The following is a 23,831-nucleotide window of genomic DNA, read 5'->3' as shown; positions in this document are numbered from 1 at the left end:
TGCAGTACTTGAGTTGTTGATCGAATTCTTTATTGGCTGGTCGACCCAACGATTCCGGAGTGAGCTATTGGATCGCTACCGTGGATTGATTGAGGTCTTGAGCCTTCTAACAGAAGCAATTAGCCCATAACGGGCGATTTTAGCCGGAGATATAGTTGTGTTCCAGAGAGCCGATCTTATAGCCGAAATAGAGAAATTAAAAGCCGAGCTGAAATCTCATGAAGCCATGCTCAAGGCTTACGACAAACACGCTTTAGATAAGCAGAGCGGCCCAGAAGTTCGCTTCTATCAGATGCGCCCCCTCGAAGCTACTCGCCAGGTGCTGAGAGAGGCCGGGAAGGCGCTGTCTCAGGAAGAGATAACCCGCAGATTAGTAGCCGGAGGAGCAACCCTCGGTAAAAAGAGAGCGGAAAGCAACATTCGTATCTCAATTGAAATAAGTACTGGTCCAGATTCCAACAAACTCAAGAAAGTTGGCGGTCTAATCGGCCTTCCGGAGTGGGATGACGCGAAGTTCGTAACATAACGCCACTTAGTCACGGAACACAACGTTTACGCCTATCATCCATCTCCGGATGTTCTTTCTCGTAGTCCAGTAGGAAGCCAAGACAGGCCCGAGCGTGTGCAAGGTGAGACAGACCGCTCTCCTGGTCTACATCTTCACCGTCTGCGAATGCGGCAATGTGGCGGAGACCTGCATCGATCAACCGCGACCACTCCATTCCCTTTGCCCAGTTCCAAGGCCCATACTTCTGTCTGCCGAAGTCAAGCACATGCGCTTCTTCCTCAAGTGCTCGCCGGGGGATGAGGCCGAGAGGGGGTTTACCCACATCGAATTTCTTAGCCTGCTGATTCTCCACTTACGCCACCCTCAACTTCGGAAGAATTGAATACGTCGCCTGTCCGATGAGCCCTTCGAGCTTGCTCCACACGAAAGCCTCTGACGCTCTGATCGATCCAGTGTGATGGTTCTCTGCGGACCACGCACAGGAAGGTCTCAGTGACGGGCATATACGCGCCGTGTACCCCTTATCCTCGAAGACCCGTCGCGTGTGGAGATGGCCTGTATGAGCTTCGCGCCATTTTGTGCGCCCCCACATCTCCGGCATCTCGCTGGCCATGATCTTTCCGTAGTCGGGAAACTTGCCCTTGTCGCCATGCTCCCACATCAACATAACAATGCCCCACTCCCACCACTTCCGGAGGAGAGGAGTGTTGTCGATAGTTACCGCAGGACAATTCGCGTAATAGGTGGCCAGGTAGTCGCCGAGGTGCCAGGACGTAAGCCTGTCGTGATTCCCCGGAACGATTGGAACATGAACTCTACCATACTTCTGGAGAGCCGTATCAATAGCGAATCTCGAAGCCGCCTTCGACAGTTCATAGACCTTTTGAAAGCGCGAGTCCATCGATTGCGGAGTAAGGTTGGTCGTGGTCCCATTCTTGTTATCGGCGTTCTGTTGATCGCTTCCAAGAGGCACGACGGCCATCTCCGGCCTATACCCATCGACCCGATTCATGAGGGTACAGAAGCCGTCTCGCCAAGACTCCATTGCGAGCTTGCTATCCCAGCTATCCCCGCCAGTCTCCTTACCCCAAATCAGACCTCCCACATGATGGTCTGTATTGAACAGTTCAGCCGCGATACCCGTTCCAGACGATTTACGAGGCTTGAACGCAGTGAACTTGGGCGAGTACTTGAGAGCCTCTTTCTTGAGGCTTTCAATGTCTGCAAGGATCACAGAGGTGTGCTTCTTCTTCTTCAGGAATGCCTTCACCTGAAAGAGTGGCTCAACTACGATTCCGCGCAATACCCCGTCGCGCTTGTCCGCAGCGCCGACCTCCCACTTATTACAGACAAAGCGTTCAACCTCCCAAACGTTGAGGTCGATACCGCATTGCCTCACAAGCTCATCGAGCGTGTGTATCCGCGTCTTCGGAAGGGAAATGCTCCACTTATCCCCGGACACTTCGTCAGAGCGTTTCATCTCGGGCTTGTCCGATGCACTATCAGCCGAGTTGCGAACCTTACTCACATAGCTAATCGACACGCCAAGTTTTTTAGCGATATCCCGGTGAGTACTCCCGGCAGCGATGAGCTTTAGTACCTTATGGTGCATATTGATTGGAAGAGTCGCGCCCATTATCGACCGATAACCTCAAGCACGTGGCGGTATGATTCCGCGCCCCACGATACGCATTTGAGAAAGATGATTACGCCTGCCACACCAGCGATGATCTTGTTGTGGCGAGACACCTGCTTTTTCAAGCGGCCAACCTCACGCTCAAGCCTCGGGACCCGGCCCTCGCTATTCTCCGACTCATCATCGCCGAGCATCTTTGTCACGAACACGCGGAAGTCTCCGCGAAACTCTCCCAGTTCCTCACGTATCTCTTCGAGCTTCTGGGTTTCTTGCGGAGCCATAGCGCCTCACATTGTGGAAGGAATCGAGGCCGTCTCTCCGGCTGTCTCCGCTCTAGGCTTTTCGTCGGGCTTTGCGCGGCTTACCCGTACAGCATCACCAGGTCAATGACCAGTGATCTTCTCAGCGGCCTCCACAACCGCATTCTCAGCAGAACGAGCCGCCTTAGCCGCCGCGTCCTCAACGGAGTCAATAACACCTGATCCGTACTTCGCATCCAGCCTTGTAATCGCCTTCTTAGCTGCTACGCCAGCAGCAAGAGCAATCACAAACACCAGGATCAACTTCAAGGCGAATACAAACACCCTCCGACACCTCCTATCGGGCTAGAAAATATGCTGAGGTTGCAGCGCCGACGACAACTCCGACGCCGATAAACTTGAGAGCACCCTTAGCGCGAGCCCATTTAGTGCCTCCTTTGAGAACCATGTTGAGCTGAGCTACCTCCGCATCCTTCAAGCTCAGCTCTGCATCACGATTGCCAACCGTAACCTGACACGAGGCCAACTTCACTGCATTTGCCTTACAGTCGACCTGCGAGTCATAGAACGCTTTCGCCGATTCAGCGGGGATAATCAGGTCGCCATCCTTCAGCCGCGATGGAGTATCAGGAAGCGCGTTCACCGCCTTTACTTGCTCCGGGGTGACCTCAACAATTGGGGCCGGAACATCGACAACCTTCGGCAGAGCCCGGACGATCTGAGCGGGTGTCTTTACCTGGCGCTTCATCTCTTCAAGCCCCTTCAGGGCTTCCGCAAGCTCCTGCCGATTCTTCTGCTCATTAGCTGCGATACGATCTGAAGCAGACTTATTAGCCTCGCGCTGCGCATCGGCGACTGTTCGCGCCTTGAATTCACGCGCATACGAAAAGGCGAGCACCATCCCAATCAGAAAGGCAACCATCACTTTATTCATGGTCGTCATCACGTCGCACCTCTCCTTCCCGGCAGATTCGCCACCCTAAAACATGCACCTGTCGACGCCAATTGAGAGCACCAAAAGCTACGATCCGCGCAAGCTGCCTGCAAACCCATCGGAGCTTAGGACGAGCCATACTCTCGTACTTAGGAATTGCATTGGCGATCACAGAACAGGCGGTAACAACGAACGTGACAAACTGGCCAATGCTGATGAGCTTCATTCTTAGGGCATCAAAGTCGGTCGCCCACATAGTTTGGAGAATTGGTCTCATCGCATCGGCCACCATCTGCCAAGACGTTTATGCACCACAATCTTTGATTGCGGCAAAACGGCGGCTACTGTCAGTCAATAAGCCACGGCGCGTCAGCCGCGATACGGGCATACATCGCCGCATGTCCAGCAGCGTTCGGATGCAAAAGGTCTCCCTGAAAGAGCGTTGCGTTTTGCGTCACCCCATCATTGTTCACGCTCGTTGCGAGATCAAAGCGGAGAATCGCATCGGCTCCTGCGGATTGTATTGCCGAGACAAACTGTGGGTAAGCAGCCGTTGGAATATAGGAAGACGTGGCTGTAGGGATAACACCGAGAACGACACGCTGAGCGTATTTTCGAGCAAACGTTACCGATTGCGAGAGGTTGTTCGCAAAGGCTACCAGGTTAGAGACATTTACAGCATCGTTTGTCCCAATCAAGATGACCACAGTGTCCGGCAGCAGGAAAGGCACCTCAGACGTCATTTTTGCTAACACGTTATACGAGGTGTCTCCACTCCTAGCGCTGATGATTGCGGACGGGCCAACTGCCGACGCGAGTTGCTCAGACCACCTGGCAGAACGAGCCACGCCTAACCCATAAGTTATCGAGTCACCGGCAATATAAACACGAGGCTTTACCGATTCTGCCAGCACCTGCATCCTGAATATCTTGTACTGGCCAGCAGGAGCCACCGCCGCAAACCAATCAATCATCAGACCGTATGCTGGCCTCTGTCCTGTATCCGTAGAATTGTTGCCAACATGTACCGATATCGTCTGCGCTGTTATTGGGTCGGCAAGTGTGGCCGTAATCTCCTGCTTGTTGCAATACACGGACAGCCAATATTTAGTTCCTACCGTTATTGCAAACGGTATATTGACCGAAGTATTCGTGCCAGGATCAGCAGAGCCGTTCCACTTCTGTGAAATAGTCAGTTTGCCATTTGCGCAATCAACAAGGACCAACGTCCCAAAAGATGGATCACTGATGTTAGTTTCGTTGCGCGCCCCGACAGCAACGGTAGTGTTAGAAGCCAGCGGAGAAAACAGAATACGTGTAGTACGCTGCTCGACGTTGTAGGTGGACTGCTGGTAAGCAATTGAGCTGTACCCTTGTCCACTCGCAGGAGATACGAGGCCATCACTCGCAGCCCACCCCGAAGTCGCGGTCCATCCTACAGGCAACGCTGTCCCCGAAAATGTGGTGTCGTAAAGCACAGTTCGTTTTGCGTTCTTATTGGTCGAGGCAACCTGTGCAATCTGAGAAGGAGATGGAACCTTCTGCGTGGACGTGCGCAGACGAATCGTCATCTGGCAATTGAAAGAGTTCCCATTGTCATTGACGTTATAAGGAGTGGAAGAAACGACTACAGGGGTGTTCTGGTTGAATAACCACAATTTCCTGCCACCACCACCATAATAGACCGGGTCCTCTACCCTAGACACGACACCGATACACGATCCGGCAGGAACGGTCCTCGGATCGAAGTCGGTTCCTGCATAGAAATCGTTCTGGCCATTGCCTTTTACCGTGCAAGTGAAGGTATCAGTAATCGTCGCCTTGACGGGGGTAGTAGACGAATCCACTGAAGCGATGACAAATTGAATCTTAGACCCCGCAACGGGAGTATTCGGGTCCGTGGGGCTACCCAATACAGTACTCACCGAAGCCAGATCGCCCAGAACGGCGGTTGCCTGCTTGTCGATCATCGTATAGTAACTTGAGTCATTCGGGGTGCGCGTTGCGCGCACGATATTCAATACACCAACGCTATTTGTGTCGTAATATCCCCCCAACGGGAGAACCGCACTATACAACTGGGGGGAGCTGACATCACCCGGCAAGCCCTTCAGGGAGACGAGCCAACTCGCCATTGAACCCCAAGCCGCATCCCCTCCAGCAAGATCGTATGCGGAAAAACCCTGTGCCCCCTGAACGACAAGCGCGTTTGGATTTCCGGAGCCCGTCTTCATGGATGCGAAGTTCCACGTTCCACTACCGCTATCGCTGACGGGGCAATTCGGATAGGTCGTTGTCGTATAAACCTGGCCGCTCTGGTCGACAATTTTGATCTGCACCCGATAGTTTCGCGGACTCGATGTCTCAGGATTCGGGATATTCAAGTCGGGACCGGCGATTGACCCGTTATTGATCTGGCGAACCGATGGAGTTGCCGTGAACTGATTCCCCGCCGAGTCGCTGACTGGAATCGGCCTCCCTAAAACGTCGGTCCCGACGACCGAGAAAGTACCTGCGGTAATAAAATCCCCACCAGCCTGACGGAGGCAATTCTGAGCGACAATCTTCAATTGCGAAGCCATAGCACAGTTATGCCGCCATCAGCGAAAACCAAGCAAAATTAGAGCGGAGCCGGAACGTTGTAGACATCCGGCACATAATCCATCGCAGTAATCGTGAACTTCTGGTCTCCCGTCCGCTTGATACCGCTGATCCTCACCTTGATTGCCTTCTTAGTCGAGGACTGGTAGATGTAACCAGCATACGGAGTTGGCGTGGCCGAGAGAGAAGGAGAAACGCTCGCTACGCCGTTGCTGTAACCAGTGACGCTCACCGTCTCGATGGCATCCGTATCGTAAAGCTGGATCGTGTCGCCGTTATGGAACTGGCTGGCATCCTCCACCGTAATCGATCCAGAGCCAATATCAGTAATGGCGACATCCACATCACCCTTCACAGCCCTCATCACGCGCACAGATGAATTGAACCCGGTGAGGCTGACAACATTTCCCGAGACATTACTCACGGAAAGCGTCTGACGCCACAGAATAGGATGCACAACGGTGAGCGTATACCCACCCGAGGGAGAGTAGTCATAGTCGGAGCGATCAAGAGTTACAGCGCTCGAAGTTCCACCAAGCATAAGACCACCATTCGCCCATTGCGGTACGTCGTGCTGCAACCAGGCCACATTACCAATCCGGCAGACGATAGCCTGAGCGGGTGAATCCCACGTATGGGTGCGGAGCTTTATCTTGTTCTCAAGCAGGCGATGATACGCCCAATACCATGCCTGCTGAGAGTTTGTGCAACCTAGCAGATTGACACGTGTACGCTTGAGAACTTCCGAGCTTCCTTGGTCTTCGAGCGTAATGACGCGGAGCGGGGTGCGAGTCTTATAGTTGTCGGCAGCGTTCGCGTAGTCGACATCAACCTCCTGAGCGCGGTCGGAGAGAGGGAGGTATTTCGTGGAATAGCTGTCCTTCAGGATGTTGCCCATATGGAACATCTGGACCGGATCCTCGGGGCGATCCAAGGCAACACTGACCTTCGTGCCAACTTGAATGGCAGTTGCTCTGCTCATCACACAAACACTCTGAAAAGCATCCCAAACAGTCTTACCGTCCTGATCGAAAACGCCGTTGAATACAGCGAGTTTTTGTGTGCCTCCTATACCGTTATTGACCAACGTATTGCACAGGTCAGCCCAATCTTGAAGGGCATTGACGTCGATATTTCCTGTACTCGAACCGCCACCGACAAGAGGGTCAGCGTGGATGTCATATGCAACGACAGCGGGATTGTCGTCATTGTATGCAGCAAGCTGCGCAGGACGAGGCATCCTCGCCCCATATTCAACGTCTGCACTGATCTGAAGATTGCTCCCCGCGAGTTGGTCAGTTGCCATGATCCTCATACCTAGCAAGATCATGTTCGGATAGGTGAGGGTATCGAAGCATGTTTCCTGCACCGACTCAATCCATATTTCATCGCCAAACTTGTTCGACTCGTGCTCATAGGCATCCATCGGGTTATTGACAGCGCCGGAGCCACGCTTGACGACCTTGATATCGTACATTCCTGCCGCAAGACCGTTTATCGTAGTTATCTGACGGAGAATCGACTGCCTCACATTGATGTATCCGTGAGAGCTTCCGAGAACCCACGCGCCGAAACTAGTGCGGCCAGGAGCGACCGTGCGGTAGTAGATGTCGTAGTAGATACAGAGGCGTTGCAGCTCACCATTGCCGTCGATACGCCACACGCCTTGCGGAAACTGTACAACAACTTCTAGCTGTTGCGTATCGCTCCTCTGACCCTCCACGATAATGAAGTTGTTCGTTACTCCGCTAAGAATGCGCTGAGAAATAGGATAGTTGTTTACTATGCGATCAAAGCTCGTGAATGGCCTAGTGTTAGGAGCAGTGCCATTTGTCGTCTGGTTTAGGATTCGCCAGGACGGGTCGTAAACGGTCTGCGCAGTCTGATCATTTGTCCCAAGCCGCGTGAAATAGGCGACATCGGAATAACTGGCGACATCCTTATCGTTGATTCTGATATTGCTGATCGACTTGGCCGGGCCGAATCCGAAACACACGAGGATATTCATCCACATCCGGCCAATGTCGTTCGCACCGTCATCATTGGTGTGCTCGTCGGTATCCGCGTTTTGTAGATCGACCCAACTCATCACGATATTCCCGGCAGACCGCATTATGCCGAATCCTTTAGGGATGGGTAGCCCACTCTGCCCAGTCGTCTGAGGACCATTCCATCCATAGGATGGAACCGGCTTCTTCTGAAAGAGAGATGAAATACCAGCAATCAAAAGATTGCCACCGACACTGATAAGCGAAGCGGCGAGCGCCACCCCCTGAGCGCTTGTCAAAGATGTGAACAGACTGGCCGAGAGCCAAGCACCTAGAGGTCCAGAGGCGAAGATAGCAGCAGCAGCAACTCCAATCTGAGCGATGATTCGGAGCGTGCTATTCTCCAGCTTCGGAACGACAGTCAGGTAGTCATCAGGTCCAAGGGTCGCCAGGCTGCGCTCCGGGGGAAGCACTTCACCGTTCAAGCAGAGAACGTTACGGCTGCGAACGATTGCTAGCTCGTCGAGCTTCGCCTCAATGCCGTCCTGTTCGACTTCGACCTCAGTCCGATCCTTCGTCGGGTCGAAGGGATTCCGGCACACTACTAACTTCATCGCGCCCCCACATACTCATAAAATCCGTCGAATCGCGGCCTCCACACGCCGCTATCGAGATACTCAATGCAGACCTGCCCGATGTCTTCCGCCGCATGAATAAATTGCCGACGATTCACCATGACGCCTACATGGTCAGGCTTCAAGAAAACGAGACAACCTCGAAACGGTTTCTCTACTCCGGCCCATCGCGCCGCGAGAATTGTCTGCATGGCGATGACGTTTCGCGTTCGACTGTCCGTCGTGTCCGGTATGCGAATCGGGATGTTCCTCCGACACAGCAACTCGACGACGAGTCCCGCGCAATCATATCCATCAGGACCACGCCCGCCCAGCCTGTATGGTTTTCCAATGAGGTCATCTACGATCATTTGATCTGTACAGACCTCACACCATTGGAATCAATCCCCGGAAACGCTCCAAACCGCGCCTGATTCGAGTGAGCGCGACACCCGTTCGTTCCGCCCAACTGTAGCGAGCAAGTCGCAATAGCCCCTGTATAACCACACTGAACCGATTTGTACTGCCATATACAACGATCAGGAGAGTAGGCGTGGCGAGGGTACATAATACGGAAGGGGCTTGCCGCGCCGAGCGTGAAAGATACCTGCTTTGAATTCGTGGAGCTTTCAACGATGTCAAAGTAAAGCTCGATCTCGGGTTCGCGCTTCATCCTAGCCGCATTCACAATGAAAATGGCAACGTGGCCTCCGACACCTCCACCGTACTTCTCAATCAAAGATTCCATCGATCGATTCACGTTCGAGCACTTCACGGCCCACGTGGGAATAGAGCCGTCAGACTTCTCATCCAGAGCGTCAAACTCCCAATTGAAAGCCGTATACGCCTGCACACCAACCCCGTCGCCACAGTCGAACGGAATATCATCGGTATTCCTGACGAGTCGTATCACCTCGCCGCTAGGCCAGGTGATCTTTACGAGCGCATACCAAGGATCAGAGCTGGCCAGCTTGCTCTTCTCCAAGTTGGCAGCGACTGAAATATTATTGAGGCTCATACCTGCTCAATCTCAATCGTGATAATGAAGCGCTTCTCTCCTCGCGCCCAGCCGCCATCCTTGATTTCTGGAGGGCTTTTGAAGCGCACCGTCATAACCTCGGGGGCCATATTAGGAACGCGTCGATCCGTGTAAGTGAACGAAGCCCACCCGCCGACCTGTCGATAGAAATCCTTGACTACCGCCCGATCTATCGCCGTGCAGTGTTCATAGGGAATCTTTCTGGTTTCACGAAGACGAACGTATCGAGGCCGCGTGAAGACGAATCCGCCCTCCACCTCGTCGCGGATTGTAGAGTCCTCAAATTTCTCCTCCACCGCCATCTTTGGCGCACGAGACAGTTGGGGAAACACCGGCATACCCCACTTATCTCTCTATTGGCGAAAATCGGGGAAATCTTGGCATGATGCAGTCGTGCCGACATTCAAAGTCAAACTAGACATCAGCCAGTACGTCGCAGGAAGACGAAATTTTGAAGAGAAGCAATTGCCATTCGTCACCGCCAAGACTCTCACCGACACGGCGAAAGACGCGCAGGCAGGCGTGCAGCGCAACGTGCGCCAGGCGTTCACACTGCGTAACGAATGGACTGTTCGCGGCGTCCGTTTCAAACCAGCCGACAAGAAAGGCAACAATGGCAGGATTGAGGCCGATGTCCATACCGACACGGCTAACCGCAAGACCGGTGCTCCTGATTACCTTGGCCGACAGGAATCGGGCGGGACGAAAGTTCCATACGGGGGCCATCAATACCTTGCAGTACCGACGAAGTACCTCCGTCGCATGGCCTCCGGCGTGATACCTGCTGAGCTTCGCCCCAAAGCGCTTCTCGGTGCATCGGCTGGACGCTTTCCAGTACGCCAGGGTAACGGAAAATCTGGGTTCCGCTCGCAGCGTATTGTCAACGGGTTCGTATTCTTCGTTCAGCGGATGCGTGGAGGCGACCTGGCCATCATGGGAAGGCCAGTCGCCGAAAGGTACGCATACCCCTATTACCTTTTGATCCACAGTGCGAACGTGAAACGCTCCAAACTAGAGGCCGAGAAGACAGTGAACCAAATAGCCAGAGAGCGCTTTGGCCCTAACTGGGAAGCGAACTGGAGATATGTTTACGCCAACGGCATTCGTATCTGAGTTACGATCCCATCATGAGCTGGCGAACAATCCCACCACTTCCAAAGCTTTTCGCAAACAGGGCCTCGAACTTATCGAGGTCTGTCCCGCCTTGCTTCATGATGTCGCCAATCTTTAGCTGAGTATCGCTGTCGTTGACGAGAGTTACAGTGACATTCATCCCCGTACCCTTCGACGCATTGCCGGTCGTGGCCGGTCCTTTCGCCAGACCAGGGATGAGCCCACCGAGGATCGCACCAGCGTTGAGGCCCTTCGGCACAGCTCCGGGATTACCTGCGGTCTGAGCATTCGGCAACGACGAACCATTGCCAGAGGCTCCGGGCATAACCCCCGCTAGCATATTTTGTATGAGTGGCTCGACGTACTGCTTATAAACGGCGTCACTCAGGATTCGCTCTACGTCGTGCGCGAAACCTTCAAGGGCGTTCTTACCGGCAGCGATATTGTCGAAGAGCCCCTCAAACGCTCCGTCTAACCCTTCGCGTATATTCTGCGCAACGTCGTCAATCGGTGAATTCAGATCCCGAATCTGCTCTTGAAGCTCAACAACCTTCTTCGCCGCTTCCAGGTCGCCGTCATCGTCAGCTAAGCGCTGATAGGCTTCTAGGACAGGCTGAAGCGCTCTAGCCTCTTCGCGATCCAGTTCAATCATCTGGCGCTTGGCATCCAGCGTGGTGATGGCACCGCGAGCGCGGGCACCAGCAACGCCACTTCGACGCGCACTGATTCCCGCTATATCGACACCAGATTGCGCCTCTGGAAGTGAAGCTGCGATCCGGTCGCGCCGAGCCTTGTCGATCTGGTCGGCATTTCCAACCTCGACAGAGTTCGCGCCATACTCCAAGACGAGCTTTTCTCGTTCAATCGCGTACTGATCGTCGTTCTGCTTGAGACGGGCATCGACGGAAAGGCCGTGCTGAGCCTCTACCTTAGCCGCAAGCTCATCCGACAATTGAAGCCTCTTACGGGCAAGCCCATAGACGCTCTGCGCGGACTCCTTTTGATCTTTAGCGGCCTGTGTCTGAATCTTCGCGATCTCGCCCTCAACCTGCAAGCGCTTCGTTTGAAGGTCCGCTATCTTCGACGCATCCTCAAGTCCTTTGGAAGTTCCCGCGCCTTGCCTTCTCTCATCGGCTTGCAACTTCGAGATTGCATCGTTGATCTGGGCAATCTTCGTCTTCGCAGCCGCGAGCTGCTGGTCATACGACGCATTCTGTATAGAGAGCTTCTGAGCGTAGTAATCCTCATCTGAGATGAGCTGCTGTTTGTGGTCATTCTCAAGCTGAGCGAGAGCAACCTCCTGCGCGTTACGAGCCCGCTGCTGGCGCAGGCTTTCGCCCTGCTCAGCGAGATGAAGAAGCGCGGCATCACGCTGCTTGCGAGCAGCTTCCAGCTTGTCTTGTTCGCCAACATCACCCGCCCCACCAAAACCGCCAGGCTTGGGCTTAGTTTTTAGATCTCCTTTCCCCTGGGAGGAATCCTCCGTGGTCTTTTTTATCGCCTCTAGAATGGCACCTCTGGCCTTCTCGTAATCGTTACTCGCATTCCGATACTCTTGAGCTGCATCCAGGGAACGCTTTATATCGTTTTCATATTTGCTTTGAGATTTGGCACGCTGAGACGCCGTAAACCCTATCTTTGAATCAACCTTGTCTCCAATCGCATCAATATGCGACGACCACGAGTCATATTCCGCCTTCGCCAGCCGTATGTATTTAGCTAGCAACGCGAAGTCTTCCGCCGTAGTCAGCGCAAAAGCTCCGATCTTCTTCCCCAACTCAGTCCATGTCTGTCCACCATTCGTCGCATCAATGAACGCATTGGTTATCAGCTCAATGGCCGGGGCCAGAGCCGAGGTAAGGCGAATACTAGTACCCCGAGCAGCCTGATCTAAATCCTTTAGAGCCTTATTTGCAGCCTCAAGGCGTTCCGCCATTTCGGGAGAGAGCAGCAATCCCCGCCGACTGGTCTTTTCTTGAAACGCATCCCAATTGTTACCGATATTGATAAGCGTCTCGATAAGATTGGCACCAGACTTTCCGAAAAGACTGGTAGCCAACTCTACTCTGCGAATCGGGTTTTCTGTGGCCCCTATGGTCTGAGCAACCCGTTTGAATGCAATCTCCGCCCCGTCAACCCTATCTGCGAGGTCGGACGCGTTCAAGCCGATGGCGGACAGAATAGCCGACGCCTGCCTATTTCCGTTAGCAGCAGCAGCGATGGTTTTATCCATCTTTGCCACCGCATTGGATACGCCCTCAAAGTCTACTCCCGCTTGAGTGGCCGCATAGCGCAATACAGACAGTGTTTCTGTCGTAAGCCCAGTCTTTGTACTGGCGTCATTGATCGCTTCGCCATATTCCAAAGCAGCATGTACCGCTTCCTTGAAGCTCGCAATAACCTCGCGGACACCAAGTGCTATCCCAATCAACTCTAAGGATTGCTTCCCCTTCTCTCCAAGCCGAGAAAGGGCGCTTTCAGTCTCGTGCGCCCTCTCCTCGGTCCTCTTGAGATTAGCCTGAATCTGGTTGAACACCTTGTCAGTGTTGTCCTGACCGGCGATGACGATTGTTACTCCAGAGCCAGCCATTACCCCTCCTGCCGTCCTTTGTGAATCGCTTTGAAGATGCGCTCAGCATCACGCTTTGCGCGTGCGTGCGGGTCGCGCTGTGGCCTCTCCTTCTCGCCCAGCAGCTTCGCTACGGTAACCTTTTCGGGCTTGCATCCCGCAGCTACCAACAGGTGAGAAAGCTCCCACGCCCGTTTGCGCATATCGGTTGCCTGTGTATCGACAAGACCGTCGAGCATCACTCTCCACTCGGCCAGAGTAGTTCTCCAGAACCGCTCCGGAGTGAGAGCAAGTTCGACAAGTCCAACCTTGAGAACCTTATGCCAGTTCCAGGCGTTTACGCGGCTGCGTTTCCACGAGGCGCGTCCGCCGCGTCCGCGACGACCTCGACGTCTTCCCCCGGTACACCAAAGCTCGCAAGTATGGCTTTCGTGATGGCGTCGGATACGTCTTGCCGGTTGAACATGCCGACTGAGCGACGTAGCACTTTTTCACTGTCCTCAATTCCTGTGTCTTCGCGATCTGTGGCCAGCAAGGCGTACAGGGTTGCTATCTCATCCACAGGAGACATCTTCTCGCGCCGATAACTAACCACCTTGCCGCTGTCACGAACGGGAGTCCCCACAAACCGCTCAATAAGCCACAACACCCAGTGCTCGCCGCGCTGATTGAACAGAACTTCTCCAGCATTCATGTCACAAGCAAGCGTCCGACGTTTTCCGCCGATATCAAGGTGTACTCGCCCTGCAATCGTGTTTCCCATAAATCACCTCATCTAAAAAACCGGGGTGCTCTTGCCCAGAGAGCACCCCGTCAGGAGAAAACCGAACAATCTTATGGGGCAGGCGCTACGATTGCCGTCTTGGTAAGAGGCCCGCGACCATCGAAAGCGATGTCCGTAGTCTGAGAGCCGCTGTTTGGCGACTTCAGCGAATAGCTAGTGATATTCACGACACCGCTATAGCTGTCCTCTCCGACCGAATCAAGCGGACGAAATTCAATCGTCAAGTCAAGATTCCCAATGAGAGCATCGTAGATGTCCTTCTGCGATGCGTCGTTAGTGAAGTAGTTCACCGTCGCCGTTCCAGAGAACGCCTTCAGCCCGGAGCCCGTATCCTTCCACCCCTCGGTGTCGTGATCGCTGAAATCGATGGAATCCGTTTTTACATCAATCGCGATGTCGACCACCCTGGCCAACTTCTTCGACGGATTCGCGCCAACCGTGTAGTAAAGTTTTCCCTCATACCCACGGAGTTTCTTTGCTGCCCCTCCTGCCATTTACTACCCCCTCTGCGTGGGGTCGCCACGCAATGTCGAAAATTCAAACGAAAATCCCATCTCCAGACCGATCAAATCCCGGCCCTCTGGACGAAACACCGTTACATGCCTCGCCTCATCCGCCTTATTCACAAACCCACCGAGACGACCATCGCTCCCCGTCAACTGCTGGATAGCGAACACATAGAACGGATCAAGCACAGAATCATCAAGAGGTACACCGCGCAAATCGGGAGAGTTGTTCGTCTTCTGTGTTGCCGCATCTACGACAATTTGCACAGTGACATCTAGCCTTCTCTCGGTCGACTCTCTGTCAGCAAAATCTCCCCCGACAGTCGGGTCCTCATCGCCAGGAAAAACGTTGTAGCAAGGAAGGTCTTTTGGAGGTATCTGGTCAGTGTTCGCCCGAAACACCTTCTTAGCTGGGCTACCAGTGGCACCCAGGCGAGAGATGACAATCTGTAAGACCTGCTCCCGAAGCGACTGACTGCTCATAGTTTTCTCAACCAAATCTCGACAGTTGCACCGTCGTCAATAGGCTCCACGGATGTAACAACGTAGACATTACCCTTGATCGTCAGAAAAGATTCAGCTTCAGGCATCGGAGAAAACGCGGTTGCAGACATCTCTATCCGGTACTTACTGTTTCTGGCGGTCGTATACTCGCCAAACACTGCATCCTGCCCCGGACTATCGAAATTCCCCTTAGCGGTCGGCTGACCTTCAAGCTCGACATCGACGGCGAAGTCGCCGAAGAACACTCCGGACGCGATGTCGTTATCACCAATCGGCATATCCTCTAAATACCGCCGATCTAAGAAATCAAGCCAATTACGAACAACGTTGCCTCCGCCGCCCGCCTTCGCGTAAGCCCTGCGACTACCTTGCCGCCTGCATGATTCCAGCGAGCAAACTGACAGGCAGCATCCGCGTATCGCCCGGCGTTCACAAGACGAAGAAGCTCAGACCCCTCCAGGGACTTACATCCCAGATTGAAAGTGAAGTCGACCAAAGCATCGAACTGATTTTGAGTGATGGACGTCTTGACCAACCTGTTTACGCAATCCTCCGCCCAGGCAACATCTTCACGAAGCCACCTGTCGGCCTGCGCAGCCGTGCATGTGTCGCCCGCCTTCACGCCCTTCGTGTGTCCGTATCCAATCGTCCACACACCAACGGAGTCCTGATAGGCAACTAACCGTAGCCCCTCGAAGGACTCCGTGATAGCTATTCCTTTGTCGCTGTAAGACCTCATTTATCACCCTCAGAAAGGAACATCATCGTCTTGCACCTGGCGCGTATAGGCGTATCCGGGCTGCTCTTCGTCGTCAGCCGTCGGCGTGAAAGCCTGCTTACCCATCGGAGCACCGAGCAGCGTAACGTCAGAGATAAAGACCTCCGTCTTGTACTTCTTCTGGCCGGAGTCCTTGTCTTCCCAGGAGCGCGTCTGCATCTTTCCTTCAACGAAGAGCTTTGAACCTTTTCCGACATAGTCCCTGATGATCTCCGCTGTCCTTCCGAAGGCCACGCAGTTGTGCCATTCGGTCCTGTCTTGCCAATTGCCGCCTTGGTCTTTGAATCGTTCCGGAGTAGCAAGCGAGAACGTCGCCACGATTGAACCATTGTTTGCTGTGCGCACCTCTGGCGCTCTGCCAAGATTCCCCAGCAGAAAAACCTTATTCATCCCCTTTGCCACGAGTCCTCCAGCACTAAGCTGTCACCTTTGAAATTCCGGGGATAACGATTGGCACACTGCCGCCCGGATCAATATCGGGAAAAGTCTGGTGCTCCATGAGCACCTTGACGCCCACAAGGTTCCCGCTCGGGTCGCGAACCTCACTAAAGCTGTCAACGGTTACACCCTGCGGAAACCCATTCTCGTCCACGCCATATGCCGCGTGATCGCCAATCGTGAAGAGGTTTGCAAAGATGTCCGGGGCGAGTTGAAAACACTTCAATCGAGCCATGTAATCACCGAAGCTGGCGAGGTTGCGGCCCCGCCACCGTTGTCATCTACCGGCCTTTTACTCCGTTGCAGGTTGGTAAGGTGTCCCTGCCGCAACAGGGATGCTCACCTTACTCCTGGCCCACCGGCTCTCTCATTGTTTAGGTTTATGAATCTTTGTCAGACTTCTCGGGCTTGTCCGTGTGCTTCTCGGCCTTGCCCGCAGTAATCAACTCGTAACCCACATCCTCAGTCACTTCCGCAATCGTGTTTGTAGACACGTGCCGTCCGGCGATGCGCGTCTCGGCAATCGTCCGCACCTTCATGCGCTTGCCAGGGTTGACGGTAATAAAACTCGCCACCTTCGGCTTCTCATCAGCCATACAAAACCTCTTTCTCGCCACACGGCGGTTTACTGGCGGGCCGGTGTATCCCGGCCCGCTGTTGAACGCGTTTCTTTTATGCGTTCGGGTTGATGTCTGTGGCCGCAACGAAAGACTGCGGGTGACGGACATTGACGTCGCAGGTGTCGTAGGTGGTGACCTCAACAACGCCTTGCTTCTTCAGACGGAATGGGTCAGTGATGACTTCATAGGCGACCCACTCACCAATCAGAAGCTCGCTCCACACACCCGCAATCATCGCGTGCTGAGCATATGGCGAACCGCCCGAGGACATCGGCTTCGGCAACTGGTTGGTTACGTCGGCACGATATCCGTTGACCTCACCGTCGCGCCAAATCGGGAGTGCGATGGTGTTGGCCAGCTCAGGAGCGTTCTTCAGCTTCTTACGCACGCGAGGCGTGGTCAGGTACCCCATCGTCCCGAGCACGTCGGCGTTAGCTTCCGCGATCTGAGTCTCGAACTCGGTGATATGGTCGAAGCTAAGAGCAGAACCGCCAGTAACGATAGAACCGATGCCGGTCTGGTTCAGGATGCCCTTCGGCTGATTATTCAGTCCGGTTCCGACGAGAGAAGCCAGGTCGATTGCACGCGCAGCAACCGCAGTCAGGTCCATACGGATAAGGGCTTCCACATCAACCGAACTCTGCTGCAAGAGCAGGCGAGAGAAGCCGGTCGATGCCTGAAGAATCTTCGGCGTCATACTCATCTGAGCAAAGCTGATATTCGAGTCGGCCACATCCGATCCAGGGTTGTCGGCAACCCAGGATGCCGTAGTTGCACCGGTCTGCTTGGGGAACGCGATGTTTCCCGTCAGCCCGGCGAGGAAAGTGGCTCCCATCTGACGAACCTTCACCTGACTGCGCAGCAGCTCAATCAGCGAGACGAATTCGGTGAAGATAGTGGCGGCACCGTTACCATTACTGGAGCTGGTGTCGTTCGCCGCACGCGTGGCGATTGGCAGGCCATTGCGAGAGGCGATGCGGTCCAGGTCGCCTGCACGCATCTTCATGTTCATGGGGATGAAGAGCCCGTTCTCGCGAGGAGTACGACCGGTAGCCTTCGCCAGCGCGTCAGATACTTCATGCTCAAATCCACGCTGAGCATCGCCCGATGCGGCGCGAAGTGCAGCAGTGATAGAGTAGTTGCGCTGCTCTGCCTCGCTCAGACCGAGCGGGTTGAGGTTGCGAACTTCATTGGACTGAGCCTCTTCGACCTGCTTGTCCATAACAAACTTGCGAACAGCGTCGACCGAGGTTTCCTCGGAAATGAACTTATCGCGCTGATCACTGTTGAGAAACTTCGAGTAGCGACTCGCGATAGCGTTGATTTCGCTGACGCGCTGGCGCTCTGCGGCAACGGCCTCATTATGGCCGGTAGCGTTTGCGGACATGCTTACCTCTTCCTTGTTTTCGGCCTGAGCCGGATTGGACTGATTGGAACGAACATCAACGGCGGCAGGCTCTTCAACAGCCTCCGTGTTCGCAACCTCTACCGGAGTCGTAGCGCCAAGGTTGCGAACTGGAAAGATCGGGGTTCCAGCCGGGACTGTAGGCCCATCGGCTGATCGACCGATACCTACAGTCGGGTCCGCAGGAACCGGACAAAGAGAGCCCTCGCAGGGCATCCAATTCGTCCAACGCACCGTATCTGGAGAGCCCTTCTTTCCCTCTGTGAACTGGTAGTCTCGCGGGATATAACCGCCGCTGGCGTCTACGAGAATACCGTCTCGAACGTCATCGAGCTTCTGCTGCGCGAGAGGTGAATTTCCAAAACGAGCGGTTACATAGAGCTTCTTATCCTTGACCTCGTAGGACTCGATTCGTCCGATATGCTGGTTAGAGTCATGGTTGAAGAGGAGAGGAATCCCGCGCTTCAGTCGCTCATCGTCAATCGAACCGTCTGAATGGTCGAGAATCTCCTCTCCATACCAGCGATCAACCGGCGTCTCCGACGTGAGCGCGAATGTTACTGTGCGCTTGTCATAGTCGAATCCAGAAACAGTCGCCGCTCGATGCTGAATGGGTAAGGCGTCGGGTATACGTTGCTTGCTCACAACGCGGTTATGCGCCCAAATGAAAAAACCCGGCAAATTTTACCGGGTTTCCTTTCAGATTGCAGTGCCTCTACTCTTTCGACTTATCGTCCTGGCCCTGTGCTCCGTCATCCTTCTGGTCGTCGGAGGCCGTATCAGCCTTACCGGTCGTATCAGTTCCCAGCTTCAGTCCGAGACGTTCGATAAGTTTCTCCTCTTCCGCCAACTCTGTAAGCGTCTCCTCAAGATCGTATCCACGTTCTGCAAGGATTCGCGTTCTCGTGGTAAATCCGTTCTCGACCGCCAACACGTTCGCATTCTGATCGTTCTTTGGATCTACCCAGTCCCAGCCGCGAGGATGCCAGTGGATACAATCCGCGACTTCATCTTCATCTCTCACACTAAGATCAACACGCCCGGATAAAACGGCGGCTGAGAGCCACGCACGAGATATGCGCCGATGGAACTGTGTAATAGCGAACTTCTGACGCACCCTCCACATATCTCGCTCATTGAGGAGACCGGCGCGAATACTAGAGAAGTTCACGCCCTCAAGGTCGTCAGCAAGCGACGTATAAGAGACGCTGAGAGCTGTGGCGATGTTTCGTTTACACTCCTTCACAAACTGGCCGTAGTTCGTTGAGGGATGCTCCGGAGCGATGGACTTGATATCTTCTCCCGGTCCCAAACGGATTCCACCGCCAGGAGTAAGCTCCAGAGCCGTACTTCCATCCAAGTTCTCGCCGTCACCCTCAAAGGCATCATCTGCACCAGAATCTTTCACGGTGATAGCGAAGGACTGGCAAGCGGCTACCCGGGCCGCAGTAATAGCCGCCTCCTCGTACCCCTTCAGCATGTTCATCTGATACATAGCTGGCGTCATCCACGGAAGGCCGCGCGTCTGCCTGGCGCTATCCGGCAGGAAGCAATGAATCACAACCTCGGCCGGAACGCGCACGCGAGTCCGATCACTTGCAGACCACTCGTTTGGATGCTGGGTCCATAGCCAATAAGCAACCGGCTTTCGGTTCTTATCGACCTCCACTCCCATCCGAACCTCGTTCTGTCCTCTTGCAGGAGGCACAGAGTAATTCGTGTCGAGCTGATCGACATCGACTACCTGAACCGCAAACCCCCAGGGATTATCTGCCGCCTTGAGAATACAGAGGAACTCTCCGTCCATAGCAACGGTACGCACAAACAGGCGCTCAAGGTCAGAGAAACTCATCGTTCCATCGACCGTGCAGTTACCCAGACGCCCCCACGACTTCCACTCCTGTTCAATCTGCTCATTCAGAGCAGCGGCGAGTTGGGGGCCGCGCAGCATCTTCACCTTTGACTGCATGGTGATACCTTTTGGCCCCGCAATATTAGCCACACAAAGCGAGAGAAACTTTGCTGCAAGGGGATCATTGTCGGCTAACTCACGAGAACGAGCCCTCAGCTTTCGTAAATCCTGCCATAGCTTCTGATCGCGGCTTAGGATCGACACCGCCCAATCGAACGTAAACCTATTCATCTGAGCAGCAGCAAAGGTACGTTTAGCGACCGATACGCTCGGTTTACGCGCTGGTATCGAGGCTTTAGCCTCTGTCAGGTCCAATACTGTCAAATTAGCACCCATTACGGAAAACCACTCCTATTCCCCGGCCACGCACCTTCTCGCCTCGCCGAATTCTGATAGCCCGCACACGTCGCTCGTACTGACCGCGCAACTGCTGAAGCTCAGTGAATGTGTACCTGGTTAGCGCCCTGCCGTGAATCGAGTAGCTCTGCGCGTCTTCGAGCACCTTCCCAGCAAGTAGGGTCTTGATTGCATCAAGAATCTTCTCGTCGTCCTCTCGATCATCGATGCCGGTAGTCTGCGCCTGAAGGTCTGGAAAGATATCCAGTTCGCCAGTGCCCACCGTATATCGATTTCCACCACCGTCGAGCACATAAGCCTGCCAACGATAATGCCCAGGTGCCCAGTCCTTCGTGATAGACGAGGGGATTGTCACCTTGAATCCATCTCCGCTAGGCGATACCTCTTCGCCATTCACCTGATACACGTTCGTTCGATTGATGATGGTATAGGACAGCGTGTTTGCCCCAGATGGATAACCAGAAACAACCTTGCTCCAAGTAACCGTATCGCCTGCGACGATTCTCTCTGGCTCGTGCCGCGAGGCAAGCGGCTCCGCGTTGTAAACATCTTGAGGGTCGATATATGAACTCACGATCCACCTCTACCGGGGAATGAAAGAAACAAGCAAGTTATCCCTTCCATGCGTTGATCCATCCTGTAGGTCGAGATGGACGCCTTTGCGTCCTCGCCTTCTGCGGCTCTGGCGATGTACCTAGAATGATTGGTTCATTCTCAGGCTCTGCCTTCACGCGCTCCGCTTTGCGTTGCATCTTCGACGCGATCAGCGGGAAGTTAGGCTTGATACGCTCAAGCGCAGCCATCGCGTAGACTCGCAGGTCGAGCGCCTCGTTTCTATCCCGACGCTTTCTCCAGATGCGCTCCGGAGATCCGTTTCGCGTAATAGTGAGCTGCTGCTCCGCTGTGAGTTGTGCAAAGAACTCTTCGTCAAACACACGCGCATCATCAGGAAAGTGGCAATATCCGGCCCCTTCTTTTTCGATTTTCAGCCGCGCATAGAAAAGCTCCTTTGCAGAATCGACACCGACCATGTAGAGCAGCGCCTGAGCATCTCCCTGCTTTGTCGGCCTGCCGAGCAGCGGATGATTACCGCCGCGCCCTTTACAGGCATAGACCCGACGATGCTCTCTGGACTTAGTGAACCAGTAGACCTGTTTCGTGTGATGGCCTCCGGAGTCAACCAGAGTGCATCGGACACGAAGCATGACTCCACTTTCGTGCTCCCATTCGCTTTGCAACCACTCATCCAGCTCAGCCCAAACATCCGGCCTCGATGGGTCGCCCTGAAAGATGCGATGGTCAATCGCCCATGACTCTTCGCCGACGCCCCAGCCTACAGCGCTGGCTTCCAGGCGGTCCTTCTGCACGTCGACGCCAGCGGTAATCACAAGCACGCCAGCCGGAGCCGGGGCTTTATACCGATGGACTCGGTCGCGAAACACGTCTGCCTCGACGCGATCACCCTGAAGCTCCCACGTCTCTGCAAGGCTGGCGTTAACGAACGTTTGCAGCTCGTGAGGATTCCCCTGGGCATCTAGCCATTTACGAATAAGGTCAGGCCAGGATATCCACGGAGAGTAAAGAGCGTTTAGGTGGAAGCCAGCCGTTTTACCATCAATACTCTTGGCTGTCGCTCTCCATACGCCATGCCTGACCATCTCCGGTTTATCGCCTTCAAGTATCTCGCATCCGTTCGCCGCGCAGACGTAATAGCACTCCTCTGGCCTGTGCTCGGTGACATCGTTGTCAGGTTTCGGAGAAGGCCACTTCAAGTTTCCCCACTCCAACGCCTGCTCCTCGTCGCAATGCGGGCAACGAACGAAGAAACGACGTTGATCGCTCTTCAAAAACTCGCGCTCAATGCGCGAAGCTCCCTTGATGGATGGCGTTGACGTGTAAATGATCTTCTTATTCCAGAAGGTCACTGTACGGGCTTCCATCAGCTTTCCAGGGTCACCTTCAGCGCCCGCCGAAGCCTCCCACTTGTCGACCTCGTCGCCCTCGACAATGCGTCGAGAGCGCGAGGCAAGACCAGCAGGAGAATTCGCACCAGCTAGCGCCAGGCCACCTCCAGGGAACTCTTTCTTGAGGAGAGTGTTATTTGAATCCCTCGAACGAGAAGGACGAAAGAGCATAGAGAGAGCGGGAGTATCACGGATTGCAGGTGCGATACGCTCCTTCGAGAAGTCTTCCGCAGCCTCAAGCGTCGGCTGCACGATGAGCATTGGCGAAGGATCGTGAGCCGTGTAGTACCAGTTGATATTCAGGAGACATGCCGTTTTCCCGAGCTGGGCTCCCCACATCGCGACAATCCGCTCAATCGCAGGGTCGCTACCTGCATCCATGAGGCCGCGCTGATACTCTGCCGTCGCCGTGATCCATTTACCAGGCTGAGCCGAACTCTCTGCGGATAGATACGCATAGCGGTCGGCCCACTCCGAAACGGTTAGCTTCGGAGGAGGCTCCAGAAGCGAGAGGCCAGCGCGTATCGCATCCCACAGCGCATCGATACTGTCTGGCGTTGAGACATACTTACTCACCGTCAGACTCCCCCTCATCATCGACCGGTTTATCGGCAACGTGCTGCAACTTCGTGCAAAGCTCTTCAGCTTCGCCAGTCAAGACATCGTTTATCGCCCGCTTGTCCTTCATTCCCACAAGGCGGGTCGCCAACTTGGAGGGCATGGCCAGAATCGCCGACTTGAGGCTGGCGGCGACGTTCTCCACGCTCCGCTTCACGTCCTCGATAGCGACGACCTCGCCACGTTTTGTCGCAAGCTCAAGTTCTTTTAGGTCAGCTTCGGCCTTCAACTTCCGGAGCTGGGCTTCTTCCATGCTTTCGTCATCATCGCCAGAAATTTGACAGGCTTCATTTCCGCGACTTCCGTCTTTTTCGATACGGTATCCGACATACCATTCCCGCACGTCCGCCCAGACAAAACGCCTCCCTCTTCCATCCCCAACGCAAGGCAAGTCATTGTCTTTTATGTAGTTGCGCACCATACGTTCAGACACGCCGAGGAGCGAGGCGACATCCTCAAGCTCCAAAGTTTCCATTTCGTTCGCGATCACAAACCGTTCATATCGCGGAAATGGAAATGAGGTCTAAAATTTGCTGGCGCTAGGAGATATATGCGCTGGCGCGTCACCCTCAAAGCGCAACCTCTGGGAAGGACCCAACGTTGATATCAAAGGGTTTGCTGTTCAATAGCGCCTATCCATGCCGCCAACATGGAGCCATACTAGATATACGGGCAAATGACGT

28 protein-coding genes are annotated in these 23,831 nt (G+C 54.3%); 2 read left to right on the top strand and 26 right to left on the bottom strand.

Annotated elements, in window-relative coordinates; translation table 11 throughout:
• Positions 1-157 precede the first annotated feature (157 nt).
• Positions 158-526, top strand: coding sequence for a hypothetical protein (locus H7846_RS04345; protein ID WP_186695300.1), 369 nt, complete (start codon positions 158-160; stop codon positions 524-526).
• Between the two features lie 10 nt (positions 527-536).
• Here the strand turns inward: H7846_RS04345 and H7846_RS04340 are convergent, their stop codons facing one another.
• From H7846_RS04340 to H7846_RS04290, 11 genes are all read right to left on the bottom strand, one after another.
• Entirely contained in the window at positions 537-860 is a 324-nt protein-coding gene (locus H7846_RS04340; protein WP_186695299.1) for a dATP/dGTP diphosphohydrolase domain-containing protein, read from the bottom strand.
• Positions 861-2,144: a helix-turn-helix domain-containing protein gene (locus tag H7846_RS04335; RefSeq protein WP_186695298.1), complete on the bottom strand. Its 1,284-nt coding sequence runs from the start codon at positions 2,142-2,144 to the stop codon at positions 861-863.
• Complete coding sequence (locus H7846_RS04330; RefSeq protein WP_186695297.1) at positions 2,144-2,425, bottom strand: hypothetical protein; 282 nt, start codon at positions 2,423-2,425, stop codon at positions 2,144-2,146. Before H7846_RS04330 ends, H7846_RS04335 begins: the two co-directional genes overlap by 1 nt.
• Before the next feature lie 102 nt (positions 2,426-2,527).
• Positions 2,528-2,728, bottom strand: a complete 201-nt coding sequence (locus tag H7846_RS04325) for a hypothetical protein (protein WP_186695296.1) — start codon at positions 2,726-2,728, stop codon at positions 2,528-2,530.
• 13 nt (positions 2,729-2,741) lie between these two features.
• A complete protein-coding gene (locus H7846_RS04320; RefSeq protein WP_186695295.1) occupies positions 2,742-3,350 on the bottom strand; it encodes a hypothetical protein in 609 nt (202 codons plus the stop codon).
• Positions 3,331-3,615 carry a hypothetical protein gene (locus tag H7846_RS04315; protein WP_186695294.1) on the bottom strand — a complete coding sequence of 95 codons (285 nt, stop codon included), beginning with the start codon at positions 3,613-3,615 and terminating at the stop codon, positions 3,331-3,333. The genes H7846_RS04320 and H7846_RS04315 overlap by 20 nt, the downstream gene beginning before the upstream one ends.
• Positions 3,616-3,685: 70 nt before the next feature.
• Positions 3,686-5,920, bottom strand: a complete 2,235-nt coding sequence (locus H7846_RS04310) for an SGNH/GDSL hydrolase family protein (protein ID WP_186695293.1) — start codon at positions 5,918-5,920, stop codon at positions 3,686-3,688.
• A 38-nt stretch (positions 5,921-5,958) separates the two neighbouring features.
• Positions 5,959-8,541 carry a phage tail protein gene (locus tag H7846_RS04305; RefSeq protein ID WP_186695292.1) on the bottom strand — a complete coding sequence of 861 codons (2,583 nt, stop codon included), beginning with the start codon at positions 8,539-8,541 and terminating at the stop codon, positions 5,959-5,961.
• Complete coding sequence (locus H7846_RS04300) at positions 8,538-8,912, bottom strand: C40 family peptidase (protein ID WP_186695291.1); 375 nt, start codon at positions 8,910-8,912, stop codon at positions 8,538-8,540. Before H7846_RS04300 ends, H7846_RS04305 begins: the two co-directional genes overlap by 4 nt.
• Complete coding sequence (locus H7846_RS04295) at positions 8,909-9,559, bottom strand: phage minor tail protein L (protein WP_186695290.1); 651 nt, start codon at positions 9,557-9,559, stop codon at positions 8,909-8,911. Before H7846_RS04295 ends, H7846_RS04300 begins: the two co-directional genes overlap by 4 nt.
• Positions 9,556-9,918 carry a hypothetical protein gene (locus tag H7846_RS04290; protein ID WP_186695289.1) on the bottom strand — a complete coding sequence of 121 codons (363 nt, stop codon included), beginning with the start codon at positions 9,916-9,918 and terminating at the stop codon, positions 9,556-9,558. Before H7846_RS04290 ends, H7846_RS04295 begins: the two co-directional genes overlap by 4 nt.
• A 55-nt stretch (positions 9,919-9,973) precedes the next feature.
• Between H7846_RS04290 and H7846_RS04285 the strand changes: the two genes are divergently transcribed.
• A complete protein-coding gene (locus H7846_RS04285; RefSeq protein WP_186695288.1) occupies positions 9,974-10,693 on the top strand; it encodes a hypothetical protein in 720 nt (239 codons plus the stop codon).
• 1 nt (position 10,694) lies between these two features.
• On the opposite strand, the gene H7846_RS04280 is transcribed toward H7846_RS04285, so the two are convergent.
• From H7846_RS04280 to H7846_RS04210, 15 genes are all read right to left on the bottom strand, one after another.
• Entirely contained in the window at positions 10,695-13,283 is a 2,589-nt protein-coding gene (locus tag H7846_RS04280; protein ID WP_186695287.1) for a coiled-coil domain-containing protein, read from the bottom strand.
• Positions 13,283-13,708, bottom strand: a complete 426-nt coding sequence (locus H7846_RS04275; RefSeq protein WP_186696169.1) for a phage tail assembly chaperone — start codon at positions 13,706-13,708, stop codon at positions 13,283-13,285. The genes H7846_RS04280 and H7846_RS04275 overlap by 1 nt, the downstream gene beginning before the upstream one ends.
• Entirely contained in the window at positions 13,600-14,025 is a 426-nt protein-coding gene (locus H7846_RS04270; RefSeq protein ID WP_186695286.1) for a hypothetical protein, read from the bottom strand. Before H7846_RS04270 ends, H7846_RS04275 begins: the two co-directional genes overlap by 109 nt.
• Positions 14,026-14,096: 71 nt before the next feature.
• Positions 14,097-14,540 carry a phage tail protein gene (locus H7846_RS04265; protein ID WP_186695285.1) on the bottom strand — a complete coding sequence of 148 codons (444 nt, stop codon included), beginning with the start codon at positions 14,538-14,540 and terminating at the stop codon, positions 14,097-14,099.
• A gap of 3 nt (positions 14,541-14,543) precedes the next feature.
• Complete coding sequence (locus H7846_RS04260) at positions 14,544-15,035, bottom strand: hypothetical protein (RefSeq protein ID WP_186695284.1); 492 nt, start codon at positions 15,033-15,035, stop codon at positions 14,544-14,546.
• Positions 15,032-15,334: a head-tail joining protein gene (locus H7846_RS04255; protein ID WP_186695283.1), complete on the bottom strand. Its 303-nt coding sequence runs from the start codon at positions 15,332-15,334 to the stop codon at positions 15,032-15,034. Before H7846_RS04255 ends, H7846_RS04260 begins: the two co-directional genes overlap by 4 nt.
• Positions 15,335-15,354: 20 nt before the next feature.
• Positions 15,355-15,795: a lysozyme gene (locus H7846_RS04250; protein ID WP_186695282.1), complete on the bottom strand. Its 441-nt coding sequence runs from the start codon at positions 15,793-15,795 to the stop codon at positions 15,355-15,357.
• A 9-nt stretch (positions 15,796-15,804) separates the two neighbouring features.
• The gene (locus H7846_RS04245) at positions 15,805-16,236 is read right to left on the bottom strand and encodes a single-stranded DNA-binding protein (protein ID WP_186695281.1); all 432 of its coding nucleotides are present in this window, start codon (positions 16,234-16,236) and stop codon (positions 15,805-15,807) included.
• 13 nt (positions 16,237-16,249) lie between these two features.
• Positions 16,250-16,507, bottom strand: coding sequence for a hypothetical protein (locus tag H7846_RS04240; RefSeq protein WP_186695280.1), 258 nt, complete (start codon positions 16,505-16,507; stop codon positions 16,250-16,252).
• 145 nt (positions 16,508-16,652) lie between these two features.
• Positions 16,653-16,868: a hypothetical protein gene (locus H7846_RS04235; protein ID WP_186695279.1), complete on the bottom strand. Its 216-nt coding sequence runs from the start codon at positions 16,866-16,868 to the stop codon at positions 16,653-16,655.
• 76 nt (positions 16,869-16,944) lie between these two features.
• Positions 16,945-18,942 (bottom strand): phage major capsid protein, encoded by a 1,998-nt coding sequence (locus H7846_RS04230; protein ID WP_186695278.1) that lies wholly within the window; start codon positions 18,940-18,942, stop codon positions 16,945-16,947.
• 70 nt (positions 18,943-19,012) lie between these two features.
• Positions 19,013-20,545 (bottom strand): phage portal protein, encoded by a 1,533-nt coding sequence (locus H7846_RS04225; RefSeq protein WP_186695277.1) that lies wholly within the window; start codon positions 20,543-20,545, stop codon positions 19,013-19,015.
• Entirely contained in the window at positions 20,535-21,140 is a 606-nt protein-coding gene (locus H7846_RS04220) for a hypothetical protein (RefSeq protein ID WP_186695276.1), read from the bottom strand. The genes H7846_RS04225 and H7846_RS04220 overlap by 11 nt, the downstream gene beginning before the upstream one ends.
• 37 nt (positions 21,141-21,177) lie before the next feature.
• Positions 21,178-23,106, bottom strand: a complete 1,929-nt coding sequence (locus H7846_RS04215) for a phage terminase large subunit family protein (RefSeq protein WP_186695275.1) — start codon at positions 23,104-23,106, stop codon at positions 21,178-21,180.
• Positions 23,099-23,638, bottom strand: coding sequence for a helix-turn-helix domain-containing protein (locus tag H7846_RS04210; RefSeq protein WP_186695274.1), 540 nt, complete (start codon positions 23,636-23,638; stop codon positions 23,099-23,101). Before H7846_RS04210 ends, H7846_RS04215 begins: the two co-directional genes overlap by 8 nt.
• Between the last annotated feature and the right edge of the window lie 193 nt (positions 23,639-23,831).

Source organism: Edaphobacter sp. 4G125, assembly GCF_014274685.1.
GTDB lineage: Bacteria > Acidobacteriota > Terriglobia > Terriglobales > Acidobacteriaceae > Edaphobacter.
This window is presented reverse-complemented; position numbering and strand designations above follow the sequence as displayed.